Here is a 12133-nt window from a genome sequence, read left to right on the forward strand (position 1 = left end):
CACAAACCCAAGATAGTCAGCTTGCTTATTACTTTCGGTTTTCCTAGGCTGGAATCTGTCAGGCAAGCAACTCTCGAAGCAACGGACTGGGCGCCTCAAAAAGGAGCGCAGCGGCCGGCTTCAGGCGAGGAGGAACAATGTCAGAACACAACATCGCAGGCAAGAAGGTTGCCTTCCTGCTCACGGACGGCGTGGAGCAGGTTGAGCTGACCAGCCCGTGGCAGGCAGTAAAGGATGCCGGTGGCGAACCCACCCTCGTAGCCCCCGGCAGCGGCAAGCTGCAGGGCTTCAACGGCACGGACAAGGGCGACACGTTCGACGTGGACCTTACCGTCGCCGAAGCCAACGCCTCGGACTTTGACGCCCTGGTCATTCCCGGTGGCGTCGTCAACGCCGACCACCTCCGGGCGGACAAGGGCGCGCAGAGCTTCACCCGCAGCTTCTTCGAGCAGCACAAGCCGGTGGCGTCCATCTGCCACGGGCCATGGGTGCTCATCGACGCCGGCGTTGTCAGCGGCCGGAACGTCACGTCCTACTTCACGTTGGAAACCGACCTCAAGAACGCCGGAGCCAACTGGACGGACGAGGAAGTGGTGGTTGACCAGGGCCTGGTGACCAGCCGGAACCCCGATGACCTGCCCGCTTTCAACAGCAAGCTGGTAGAGGAAATCGCCGAAGGGCAGCACGCAGGCCAGACCGCCTGACACCGGATGTTCCCTCAGGGTTTGGGAAAAGATTCCGTGCGGAGGAATTACTCCGGCCGGTAGAGTGTTGGCATCTGCAGCGGCCAGGTTCGCGCATCACTCACCACTCTCCCTGAGGGAACACCCATGTCTACCGAAGTATCTCCGAATGCCAACGGCCAGCCGGCCCAGGCGGCAGGAACCAAGCCCGCCGTGCCGGAGAAAATGTCCCGCGAATCGGTGACGATCATCAGCACCCTGCTGGTGGCCACCTTCGTGGTGATCCTCAATGAAACCATCATGAACGTGGCACTGCAGCGCCTCATGGTGGACCTACAGGTGGACGCCCCCACCGTGCAGTGGCTCTCCACCGGCTTCATGCTCACCATGGCCGTGGTCATCCCGACCACCGGGTTCATCCTGCAGAGCCTCTCCACCCGCGCCGTGTTCATGCTTGCCATGGGACTGTTTGCCGGCGGTACCGCGCTGGCTGCCGTCGCGCCCGGATTCGAGATCCTGCTGCTGGCACGCATTGTCCAGGCCGGCGGCACGGCGATCATGCTGCCGCTGCTGATGACCACCATCCTCACCCTTGTTCCGCTGGCCAAGCGCGGCGCGGTGATGGGCAACGTGAGTATCGCCATCTCCGTCGCGCCGGCCATGGGCCCCACCGTGTCCGGACTGATCCTTGAGCACTTCACCTGGCGCTTCATGTTCGTGTTCGTCCTTCCGGTGGCGCTGGCCGCACTGGCAATCGGCGCGAAGTACCTGACGAACATCGGCGAAACCGAGAAGACCAAGCTCGACTTCCTGTCCGTCTTCCTGACCGTTCCGGCCTTCGGCGGGCTGGTCTACGGTCTGAGCCAGATCGGCGGCGGCCACGGCGGTCAGGCCGGTCCCAGTGCAGGTGCCGTTGCCGCGCTGGTCATCGGCGTCGCCGCGCTGGCGGTCTTCGTGCTGCGCCAGGTCCGCCTGCAGAAGGCCGAGGCTCCGCTGCTGGACCTCCGGGCGTTCAACTTCCGCATGTTCACGGTCTCCGTCCTGTTGATGGTGGTGGCCATGATGGCGCTGTTCGGCGGCGTGATCCTGCTGCCGCTGTACCTGCAGGAAGTCCGCGGACTCGGGTCGCTGGAAACCGGCTTGGCGCTGCTGCCGGGCGGCCTGGCCATGGGCCTCCTCGGCCCCGTCATTGGCCGCCTGTTCGACAAGGTGGGGCCGCTGCCGCTCACCGTCACAGGATCCATCCTCATGGTGGTGACGCTGTGGCAGTTCTCCATGCTCGACGCCGGCACAGCGGTTGCGTGGATCGTCACCTTGCACGTGGGGTTGAGTTTCGGCCTGGCGCTGCTCTTCACGCCTGCGTTCACTACGGGGCTGAACCCGCTGCCGCCGCACCTGTACTCGCACGGCTCGGCAATCATGAGCACCACGCAGCAGGTTGCCGGCGCTGCTGGCACGGCGCTGCTGGTGTCCATCTTCTCCGTGGTGAGCGCGACGTCGGGACTCGTCGCCGGGATGAGCGCCGCCTTCATGACGGCGACCGTCATAGCCTTCGCCGCCGTCGTACTTTCCGCGATGATGCGCAAGACCGAGGGTTCGGGCCACGGCCCGGCGCACTAATCACCTGCAGCCCCAACAATAAAGCCGTTGCTCCCTCCGGGGGCAACGGCTTTTTGTGGCAGTCAGCCGGCGTAGAAGTCGCTCAATTCCTTGACCAGCTTGTCCGGAGCCTTGATGACGCCGTCGTGCCCGAAGCCGGGGAGGATGGTGTAGCTGGAGCCGGACAGGACATCGTGGATCTGGCCGCACGCCACACCGAAGTAGGCGGGGCTCTTCTCGCCCACAACAATCAGCGTTTCGAGGGGCAGTTCCAGGAACGGTTCGGCAGGCATGTCCGCGGCGATGATGGCCTTGATTTCGCGGACGCCGGTGCGCATCAGTTCGCGCTGCTGCTTGCCCTCTGATGTCCCGGCGGTCAGCTTGTTGGCGAGCGTCATCATGGACAGCGGCATCCGGGAGGACAGCGGACCCGGCGCCTCCAGTCCACGCTGGATGACTGCGAGGGCGCGGTCATCGTCGCCGGCAGCGATGGCTGTCTCGTACTCGCCAATCCAGTCGGCCTTGACGGACTGGTTGACGGACACCGCGGGATCGTAGACAGCCAGCCGTTCCACCGGCAGCGTCCGGGCTGCGTGCAGTGCCACAGCTCCGCCGAAGCTGTGGCCGAAAACGTCAGTGCTGGACGTGTGCTTCATGACGGCGTCAAGGTCGCGGATGTCCACGTCCAGGGTGTAATCCTCCGGCTGCGGCGAGGACGAACCCCGGCCACGGCGGTTGAACGTATGCACCGGCCGGCCCAGTGCAGCACTGAGTTTCTGCGCGAACTTGGTATAGTCCGCTGCGGTCACCATGGAGGGCGGCACGATCACCACCCCTGAGCCGCCGGAAGCAAGGTCGGCGCCGGTGGTAAAGAGCTCCAGAGTGCCGCCGTCGGGGGTCCTGATGTTCTCTCGCGTCATGGTCTGAGCCTATCCGAGCAACCTGGCCACGGACACAACGCCGCCGGCATCGAATGTTGGCCGAGGGGTGGCCCAGTGCCCGCGTCGACGGCCACCCGCCTCAGGCCGTGAAGTACGCCGAGATATCCGCCACCAGTTCCTTGACGGCGGCCGGGATGGAACCGTGGAAGCACTTGGGCGAAAGCTCGAAGGTGCTGCCCGGGACCGCTGCGTGCAGGCGCTGCGCCGTCACCTTGTAGTAGCTCGGGCTCTTCCCTCCCGCCATGAAGTGCGTACCGGCCGGCAGCACACTGAAGTCTCGCGCATGGTCCTTTTCGTTGTACGCGGCCCGCAGTTCACCCACGCCGCTGGGCATGACCTGGCGGAAGACTTTGTTGACCTTGGTCCGCGACAGGACCGCCATCAGCCCGGCCAGCACAGGCTCCGGGATTCTGGCCATGGCCGATCCCGGGCTGGTGGCCTTCTTCATGTGGGCCAGCGCATGCCCCACCTTGCCGTCATTGACGGCCTTCTCGAACCCGTCCAGCCACTTGATGTCGATGCTGCCGTCGATGTTCACCGCTGCGTCGTAAACGGCCAGCTTGTCAGGGACGTACCCGGTTCCGGTGAATTCCTGGACGGCATTCAGTGCCACCGAACCGCCCAGGCTGTGGCCCAGGATGTTGCGTGCACCGGTGGCGTCCATCACGGTGCGGACATCCTCGATCTCCGTGGCCATCGAATAGCCCGGTGGCTGCGGTGATGAACTGCCGCGGCCTCTGCGGTCATAGACGTCCACGGCCCATCCCTCACCCAGGCCTTTGGCCAGCGCGATCGAGAATGGGCGGTAGATCAGGGCGGTGAGGAAGGCCCCGCCGATCAGCACCACCCTTTTCTCCCCGGGCGCATCCTCGGTGCCGTAGCTGTACAAGGCCAGGCGGCCGCCGTCGTGCGTGGGAAGGACCTGTTCTTTCACCAGCCCATCGTAGGGTGCATGGCTTCGGGTGAGCTGAAAGCCCGGTTTTGTAATGCCCGGTAAACTTGATGATTGTGACTTCCCAAAACACCCCCACTCCCAAGAACGCCCCCGAGCCGCTCGACGCCAGCGAGCAGATGCGCATCCGCATGGAAAAGCGCGCCAAACTCCTCGAGCGCGGCGCCGAGGCGTACCCGGTGGGTGTGGAGCGCACGCACTCCCTGGCGGAAGTCCGCGAGAAGTACGCGCACCTGGAGGCTGACGAAACCACCGGAGACGTTGTAGGTGTCACCGGCCGCGTGGTGTTCGTCCGCAACACCGGCAAGCTCTGCTTCGCCACCCTCCAGGAGGGCGGCACCGACGGCAAGGGAACCCGCCTGCAGGCCATGCTGAGCCTCGCCAACGTGGGTGAGGAAGCCCTGGCCGACTGGAAGGCCCTGGTTGACCTCGGCGACCACGTGTTCATCAAGGGCGAGGTCATCTCCTCCCGCCGCGGTGAGCTCTCCGTCATGGCCGAATCGTGGGGCATGGCTTCCAAGGCACTCCGCCCGCTGCCCGTGCTGCACGCGGAACTGAACGAGGAAACCCGCGTCCGCCAGCGCTACGTGGACCTGATGGTCCGCGACGAAGCCCGTGAAATGGTCTACACGCGCGCCGCGATCACGCGTTCCATCCGCGAAACGTTGTTCCGCCACCGGTACGTCGAGGTGGAGACGCCCATCCTCCAGCTGGTCCACGGCGGTGCCCTGGCGCGGCCCTTCGAGACGCACATGAACGCTTTCGACCAGAAGATGACCCTGCGGATCGCCACCGAGCTGTACCTCAAGCGCGCCGTGGTGGGCGGCATCGACCGCGTTTACGACATGGGCCGCGTCTTCCGCAACGAGGGCGTTGACTCCACTCACAGCCCCGAGTTCACCACCCTCGAGTGCTACGAGGCCTGGGCGGACCAGTTCGTCATGGCAGAGCGCATCAAGGAGATCATCCTCGACGCCGCCGACGCCGTGGGTGCCGGCCGCACCGTCCAGACCGAGGCCGGGGAGATCAACCTCGACGGCGACTGGGCCTGGCTGGCCGTCTACCCGGGCTTGTCCGACGCCGTTGGCCAGGAAATCACGCCGGACACTCCGCTAGAGGTGCTTCGCGATATTGCCGCCAAGCATGAGGTGAAGGTGGACCCCAAGTGGGACGCCGAGAAGACGGTGGTGGAACTGTTCGGCGAGATCGTCGAGCCCACGCTGCTGAACCCCACCTTTGTCTACGACTACCCGCCCTCCGCCCAGCCTCTGGCCCGCCCGCACCGCGAGGACGGGCGCCTTATTGAGGCCTGGGACCTCATCATCGGCGGCATGGAGCGGGGCACCGCGTTCTCCGAGCTGATCGACCCGGTAATCCAGCGCGAGCGTCTCACCGAGCAGTCACGCCACGCCGCCGCCGGCGACGACGAAGCAATGCAGCTGGACGAGGACTTCCTCCGCGCGCTCGAGTACGGTGCCCCGCCCATGGGCGGCATCGGCCTGGGCATCGACCGCCTGGTGATGCTGTTCACCGGCGCCGGAATCCGGGAAACCATCCTTTTCCCCCTCCTTAAGCCTGAAGGGCACTGACCATGGAGTACGTAGCAGTCCTGCTTCCATCCCTTGTTGTAGGCCTGTTGTTCTGGTTTGCAATGAAGGCCGTCTTTAATGCTGATAAATCTGAACGCCAGGCTGAAGCCCGCGCGCAGGCCGAAGCTGATGCCCGGGCGGACCTCGGTGACCGCCCGGATACCGGTCAAAATTAGATAAAACCCCCAATCTGCCCCCTGTTATCCCCACAGGCCATTTGCCGCTTTGACGCATTGGCATAAAAAGGGAGATAATTTTCTTTGGGAAACATCCTGCTTTTCTGAACACCGAAACTTTCCAGCAAAAGGAAGACTCTAAATGGCACAGAAAGTAAACATCATCCTCGTTGATGATCTGGATGGGGGATCCGCAGACGAGAATGTAAAGTTTGGCCTCGACGGGGTCAACTACGAGATTGATCTTTCGGCGGCCAACGCCACCGAACTCCGGTCTTCGCTTGAGCGCTATGTTGGCGCTGCACGCAAGTCCTCAGGCGGCCGCGCGGCCGCCAAGGCGAAAGCTCCCGCAGGGAGCGGCCGCAGCCACGATTCGGCACAGATCCGCCAGTGGGCGCGGGATAACGGCTACACCGTTAACAGCCGCGGCCGAATTCAGGCGGAAATCCAGGAAGCCTACCAAAAGGCCAATTCCTAGCTGCGGCAGGACCCTGGTTAAGCCCTGTTCCCCGTTACCGGGGAACAGGGCTTTGTTTGTTGGCGGAGTTGCCCGGGCGGGGACGCGGCAACTGCCATTCACCACGGGCGGCCTGGAACCGTTAAGCCCCTCAAGGCGCCGGGTCAGCTCCGGCACTGCTGTTAGGGAATAGTGTCCGTGTGCCGCTCGGCCCCGGAATGTCGTTTAGCCCCACGGCAGGCGCCGGAACCCGGGCAAACACCAACTGCCTAAACGCCGGATTCGTTTGGCTAAATGTTCGGCGGGCGCTGAAGATCGGTTTGTTCTTCACCAGCCACGGCTCTTATTCGGGCTGCGGCCAATGGGGTCTTTCAGTAACGGGGACTCTGCGGGCGGATCCACCTGCAGATGCTGCCCAACCAACCTTGGGTCAACCCCTGAAAAGCTTGTGGGTTTCCCCTGTGGCGAACACGCTCCACAAGATTGGGCCAGCCACGTAGCATCAAAGTACGTCGTAGCTAGGAGTGTGGCGAAATGTTTGAGCGATTTACGGACCGTGCCCGTCGCGTAGTTGTGCTTGCCCAAGAAGAGGCACGCATGCTGAACCACAATTACATCGGTACCGAACACATCCTTCTGGGTCTGATCCACGAAGGTGAAGGCGTTGCCGCCAAAGCTCTTGAGTCTTTGAGCATTTCGCTCGACGGCGTTCGCGAGCAGGTGCAGGAGATCATCGGTCAGGGCCAGCAGGCTCCCTCCGGTCACATCCCCTTCACGCCCCGCGCCAAGAAAGTACTGGAGCTCTCGCTGCGCGAGGCCCTCCAGCTGGGCCACAACTACATCGGCACCGAGCACATCCTGCTCGGCCTGATCCGCGAGGGTGAGGGCGTAGCCGCCCAGGTCCTGGTGAAGCTGGGCGCCGATCTCAACCGTGTCCGCCAGCAGGTCATCCAGCTCCTCTCCGGCTACCAGGGCAAGGAAACCACCGGCGCAGGCGTCGGCGGCGGACAGCCCGAGGGCGCCCCCGCAGGTTCGGTGGTCCTGGACCAGTTCGGCCGCAACCTCACCCAGGCTGCCCGCGAGAACAAGCTGGACCCCGTCATCGGGCGCGAGCAGGAGATGGAACGCGTCATGCAGGTCCTCTCCCGCCGCACCAAGAACAACCCCGTCCTCATCGGCGAACCCGGAGTCGGCAAGACGGCCGTCGTCGAAGGCCTGGCCCAGGCGATCGTCCGTGGCGACGTCCCGGAGACCATCAAGGACAAGCAGCTCTACACCCTGGACCTCGGTTCGCTGGTGGCCGGTTCCCGCTACCGCGGTGACTTCGAAGAGCGCCTGAAAAAGGTCCTCAAGGAGATCCGCACCCGTGGCGACATCATCCTGTTCATCGATGAGATCCACACCCTGGTGGGTGCCGGCGCTGCCGAAGGTGCCATCGATGCGGCTTCGATCCTGAAGCCCATGCTGGCCCGCGGCGAGCTGCAGACCATCGGTGCCACCACGCTGGACGAGTACCGCAAGCACATCGAGAAGGACGCCGCCCTGGAGCGCCGCTTCCAGCCGATCCAGGTCAAGGAACCCTCCGTGGCGCACGCCATCGAGATCCTCAAGGGCCTGCGTGACCGCTACGAGGCACACCACCGCGTCACCATCACCGACGGCGCACTGGCCTCCGCTGCCAGCCTGGCCGAGCGCTACATTTCGGACCGCTTCCTGCCGGACAAGGCCATCGACCTGATCGATGAGGCCGGCGCCCGCCTGCGCATCCGCCGCATGACCGCTCCGCCGGAGCTCAAGGCCATGGACGAGCGCATCGCCAAGCTGAAGATGGAGAAGGAATCCGCCATCGACGCCCAGGACTTCGAAGGCGCTGCCGCGCTCCGCGACAAGGAGCAGAAGATGATCTCCGAGCGGTCGGAGAAGGAACGGCACTGGAAGTCCGGCGGCATGGACGACATCTCCGAGGTGGATGAAGACCTCATCGCCGAGGTGCTGGCCAACTCCACCGGCATCCCCGTCTTCAAGCTGACCGAGGAAGAATCCTCGCGCCTGCTCAAGATGGAAGACGAACTGCACAAGCGCGTCGTCGGCCAGGACGAGGCCATCAAGGCACTCTCCCAGGCCATCCGCCGCACCCGTGCAGGGCTCAAGGACCCCAAGCGTCCCGGTGGCTCGTTCATCTTCGCCGGCCCCACCGGCGTCGGCAAGACCGAACTCGCCAAGGCACTCGCGGAGTTCCTGTTTGGTGAAGAGGATGCCCTCATCACCCTGGACATGTCCGAGTACTCCGAGAAGCACACCGTTTCGCGGCTCTTCGGTGCCCCTCCGGGCTACGTGGGCTACGAAGAGGGTGGCCAGCTGACCGAGAAGGTCCGCCGCCGTCCGTTCTCTGTGGTGCTGTTCGACGAAGTGGAAAAGGCCCACGCGGACCTCTTCAACTCGCTGCTGCAGATCCTGGAAGACGGCCGCCTGACCGACTCCCAGGGCCGGGTAGTGGACTTCAAGAACACCGTGATCATCATGACCACCAACCTCGGTACCCGGGACATCTCCAAGAGTGTCGCCACAGGCTTCCAGTCCGGCACCGACACGCAGACCGGTTACAACCGCATGCGTGCCCGCGTCACGGAGGAACTCAAGCAGCACTTCCGCCCCGAGTTCCTCAACCGTGTTGACGACGTCGTGGTGTTCCCGCAGCTGACCCAGGACGAGATCATCGAGATCGTGGACCTGTTCGTGACCCGCCTCGAGAAGCGGCTCAAGGACAAGGACATGGGCATCGAGCTGACCTCGGCCGCCAAGGTACTCCTGGCTACCCGCGGTTACGACCCCGCCATGGGTGCCCGGCCGTTGCGCCGGACCATCCAGCGCGAGATCGAAGACCAGCTGTCCGAGAAGATCCTGTTCGGCGAGATCCACCCCGGCGACATCGTCGTAGTGGACGTCGAGGGCGAAGGCGACGACGCGAAGTTCACCTTCGCCGGCAACGCCAAGCCGCGCATCCCGGAAATCGCCCCGAGCGTCTAAGTTCCACAGCGTAAGCCCCGCCACTCCACAAAGGAGCGGCGGGGCTTTCCTGGTTAAACCCACCGTCCGTGGTTGAGTCCGGTGACGGCCATCAGAGATTTCCCGGCGCCTGCTCCTCCGTCGCTTTGACGGCGCCTACATAAATCCCTGATGCCCGCCACCTCGTGCGTTGGTGGGCGCTAGGCGAAGCGCAGGCGCCGGGGTCATTTGTGTAGCTTGCGTCAAAGCGAGGAAACGAGCAGCAAGCGGCAAATGGCGCCGGTGGTGGCGCGCCCCGGCCCATCCCCAGCCAACCAACTAGCGTGTCGGCTTCGGAAGGTTTGTGACGGGCGGCACAAAGCGTGTTGAATCGGGAGCATGGCTAACCAGAATCCGGCGATCCCGGACGAGCAACCGCTGACCCCTTTCCACGACCTTGACCACTACCTGTCCATCCCGCGTGTGGGCGGCCTGGCCCTGAGTCCAGACGGAACCCGTCTGGTCACCACGGTCAGCACCCTGAACGGCAAGGGCACCGAGTTCGCCACAGCGCTGTGGGAACTGGACCCGAAGGGCCAGAAGCATGCCAGGCGCATCACCCGCAGTGCCAAGGGCGAGGCTGGAGCGGCGTTCGCCGCCAACGGCGATGTCTATTTCACGTCCGCACGCCCCGATCCGGACAGCCCTGAGGAAGAGCCCGTCAACGCACTCTGGCTTCTTCCGGCCGATGGCGGCGAGGCCCGCGTGGTGCTGAGCAGGCCGGGCGGCGTCAGCCGGGTGATGACGGCCCGGAATGCCGATGCAACGTTCGTGGCCGCCGACGTCCTGGCCGGCTCCGCCGATGAGGAGGACGACGCCGAACGCCGCAAGTCCCGCAAGGACAAGAAGGTGTCAGCCATCCTGCACAGCGAGTACCCGGTGCGCTACTGGGATGCCGACCTGGGGCCCGCCCAGCCGCGGATCTTCGCCGTGGAGCCAGGGGAGGACCAGGCCTGGGGCAAGCCGGGAACCGTGGACGCAGCGGCGCCGCTGGCCCTCCGCAACCTGACGCCCGACGCCGGGCCGAGGCTCCGTGAAGCTGACACCGTGGTCAGCCCCGACGGCCGGACGGTCTACAGCAGCTACACAAAGCCGCTGGCCAAGGCGGACAGCCGTTCGGTGCTGGTGGCGGTGGATGTCGCATCGGGCAGCCTCAAGGTGTTGCTCGACCATGAGGGGATGAGCTATTTCCCGGGCCCGGTCAGCCCTGACGGCCGGACCCTGGTGGTGGTCAGCGAGAGCGATTCCACACCGCAGCAGGCGCCTGAAATTAAACTGCACCTGCTCGACGTTTCGGGCAGTGCGGGAAATGCCGCCGACGCCGCGGACGGGGCGGCGGAGAGTGCCGCAGGGCTGCGGCCCCTCGCCCACGATTGGGACCGCTGGCCCAAGCCTGCCGCCTGGCTGCCCGACGGTTCCGCACTGCTGGCGACGGCGGACGACGACGGCGCGTCGCCGGTTTTCCGGATCAGCGTCCCGGCCGCTGCGGCTGAAGTAGGCGTCGCAAGGGTGACGCAGGACGCCGCGGCCTACTCCGACGTCGTTGTTTCCCCGGAAGGACGGTACGCCTACGCCCTGCGGAGCTCCTACGAATTTCCCGCCGAAGCCGTGCGGATCGACCTGGCGACGGGGGAGACCACGCGGCTGCCCGCGCCGGCTGAACGGCCGTCATGCCCGGGCAGGCTGGAGCGCATCGCGGCCACCGCGCCGGACGGTTCGCGTGTCCCTGCCTACCTGGCCCTGCCGGAGGGTGCGTCGGCAGACGACCCGGCGCCGTTGCTGCTGTGGATCCACGGAGGGCCCCTGGGTTCGTGGAACGCCTGGACGTGGCGGTGGAACCCGTGGCTGCTGACAGCCAGGGGTTACGCGGTGCTGCTGCCGGACCCGGCGCTGTCTACGGGCTACGGGCAGGCCTTCATCCAGCGCGGCTGGGGCGCGTGGGGCAAGACGCCTTTCACGGACCTCATGGCTGTCTCGGACGCAGCCGTGGACAGGCCGGACGTTGACGAGACGAGGACGGCTGCCATGGGCGGATCGTTCGGCGGCTACATGGCCAACTGGGTTGCGGGCAACACGGACCGTTTCAAAGCGGTGGTCACCCATGCCAGCCTGTGGGCGCTGGACCAGTTCGGCCCCACCACGGATGCCTCGCAGTACTGGCTGAAGGAAATGACCGAGGAAATGGCGCTGGAAAACTCGCCGCACCTGCACGCGGAGAAGATCAGTACGCCCATGCTGGTGATCCATGGGGACAAGGATTACCGGGTCCCCATCGGCGAAGGCCTGCGGCTCTGGTACGAGCTCTTGTCCAAGTCAAAGCTTGCGGCGGACCAGGACGGCCAGACCGCCCACCGGTTCCTGTACTTCCCGGACGAGAACCACTGGATCCTGCAGCCGCAGCACGCCAAGATCTGGTACGGCGTCGTCGAAAGCTTCCTCGCCAAGAACGTACTGGGCCAGGACCTGGACCTGCCGCCCGAACTGGGCCTCTAGGCTGGTTGGCTTCGCGCCGTCGGCCGAGGCATTTGCCGGCGCCTGCGCCTTCGTCGCTCTGACGGCGCCTACACACATGCCTGACCGCCGCCGCGTGTGGGTGGCGCACCTTTTAGCGAAGTGAAGGTGCCGGAGCTATTTGTGTAGCTTGCATAGGGCCCACGCTGGCAGGGTTCCTGGCCGAGCTTGCGAGGCAAG

General features: G+C 65.0%; 9 protein-coding genes. 7 read left to right on the plus strand and 2 right to left on the minus strand.

The genetic code is table 11. The annotated features are described in order from the left end of the window. The first annotated feature begins 137 nt into the window (after positions 1–137). Together ACHL_RS01610 and ACHL_RS01615 are read left to right on the plus strand one after the other, a co-directional pair. A complete protein-coding gene (locus tag ACHL_RS01610; RefSeq protein WP_015935552.1) occupies positions 138–704 on the plus strand; it encodes a type 1 glutamine amidotransferase domain-containing protein in 567 nt (188 codons plus the stop codon). A 126-nt stretch (positions 705–830) separates the two neighbouring features. Next, the gene (locus ACHL_RS01615) at positions 831–2303 is read left to right on the plus strand and encodes a DHA2 family efflux MFS transporter permease subunit (protein WP_015935553.1); all 1473 of its coding nucleotides are present in this window, start codon (positions 831–833) and stop codon (positions 2301–2303) included. Positions 2304–2365: 62 nt separating this feature from the next. Here ACHL_RS01615 and ACHL_RS01620 read toward each other — a convergent pair whose 3' ends face one another. Continuing rightward, positions 2366–3202 (minus strand): alpha/beta fold hydrolase, encoded by an 837-nt coding sequence (locus ACHL_RS01620; protein ID WP_015935554.1) that lies wholly within the window; start codon positions 3200–3202, stop codon positions 2366–2368. Positions 3203–3302: 100 nt separating this feature from the next. Then, positions 3303–4157 (minus strand): alpha/beta fold hydrolase, encoded by an 855-nt coding sequence (locus ACHL_RS01625; RefSeq protein ID WP_015935555.1) that lies wholly within the window; start codon positions 4155–4157, stop codon positions 3303–3305. 68 nt (positions 4158–4225) lie between these two features. Here ACHL_RS01625 and lysS point away from each other — a divergent pair, with 68 nt between their 5' ends. The 5 genes from lysS to ACHL_RS01645 all read left to right on the plus strand — a co-directional run bounded on the left by lysS (position 4226) and on the right by ACHL_RS01645 (position 11935). Beyond that, a complete protein-coding gene (gene lysS / locus ACHL_RS01630; RefSeq protein WP_015935556.1) occupies positions 4226–5764 on the plus strand; it encodes a lysine--tRNA ligase in 1539 nt (512 codons plus the stop codon). A gap of 2 nt (positions 5765–5766) precedes the next feature. Next, complete coding sequence (locus tag ACHL_RS24425; protein WP_015935557.1) at positions 5767–5940, plus strand: hypothetical protein; 174 nt, start codon at positions 5767–5769, stop codon at positions 5938–5940. Between the two features lie 142 nt (positions 5941–6082). Then, positions 6083–6418: a histone-like nucleoid-structuring protein Lsr2 gene (locus tag ACHL_RS01635; RefSeq protein WP_015935558.1), complete on the plus strand. Its 336-nt coding sequence runs from the start codon at positions 6083–6085 to the stop codon at positions 6416–6418. A 513-nt stretch (positions 6419–6931) separates the two neighbouring features. After that, positions 6932–9424, plus strand: a complete 2493-nt coding sequence (locus ACHL_RS01640; RefSeq protein WP_015935559.1) for an ATP-dependent Clp protease ATP-binding subunit — start codon at positions 6932–6934, stop codon at positions 9422–9424. A gap of 357 nt (positions 9425–9781) precedes the next feature. Next, positions 9782–11935 (plus strand): S9 family peptidase, encoded by a 2154-nt coding sequence (locus ACHL_RS01645; protein WP_015935560.1) that lies wholly within the window; start codon positions 9782–9784, stop codon positions 11933–11935. Positions 11936–12133 lie beyond the last annotated feature (198 nt).

The organism is Pseudarthrobacter chlorophenolicus A6, from assembly GCF_000022025.1.
Taxonomy (GTDB): domain Bacteria; phylum Actinomycetota; class Actinomycetes; order Actinomycetales; family Micrococcaceae; genus Arthrobacter; species Arthrobacter chlorophenolicus.

What these genes read in the sequence shown, in the direction of transcription:
- ACHL_RS01620 (WP_015935554.1), bottom strand. Translation starts at nt 3,202, where the DNA reads ATGACGCGAGAGAACATCAGGACCCCCGACGGCGGCACTCTGGAGCTC.
- ACHL_RS01645 (WP_015935560.1), top strand. Translation starts at nt 9,782, where the DNA reads ATGGCTAACCAGAATCCGGCGATCCCGGACGAGCAACCGCTGACCCCT.
- ACHL_RS01610 (WP_015935552.1), top strand. Translation starts at nt 138, where the DNA reads ATGTCAGAACACAACATCGCAGGCAAGAAGGTTGCCTTCCTGCTCACG.
- ACHL_RS24425 (WP_015935557.1), top strand. Translation starts at nt 5,767, where the DNA reads ATGGAGTACGTAGCAGTCCTGCTTCCATCCCTTGTTGTAGGCCTGTTG.
- lysS (WP_015935556.1), top strand. Translation starts at nt 4,226, where the DNA reads ATGATTGTGACTTCCCAAAACACCCCCACTCCCAAGAACGCCCCCGAG.
- ACHL_RS01640 (WP_015935559.1), top strand. Translation starts at nt 6,932, where the DNA reads ATGTTTGAGCGATTTACGGACCGTGCCCGTCGCGTAGTTGTGCTTGCC.
- ACHL_RS01615 (WP_015935553.1), top strand. Translation starts at nt 831, where the DNA reads ATGTCTACCGAAGTATCTCCGAATGCCAACGGCCAGCCGGCCCAGGCG.
- ACHL_RS01635 (WP_015935558.1), top strand. Translation starts at nt 6,083, where the DNA reads ATGGCACAGAAAGTAAACATCATCCTCGTTGATGATCTGGATGGGGGA.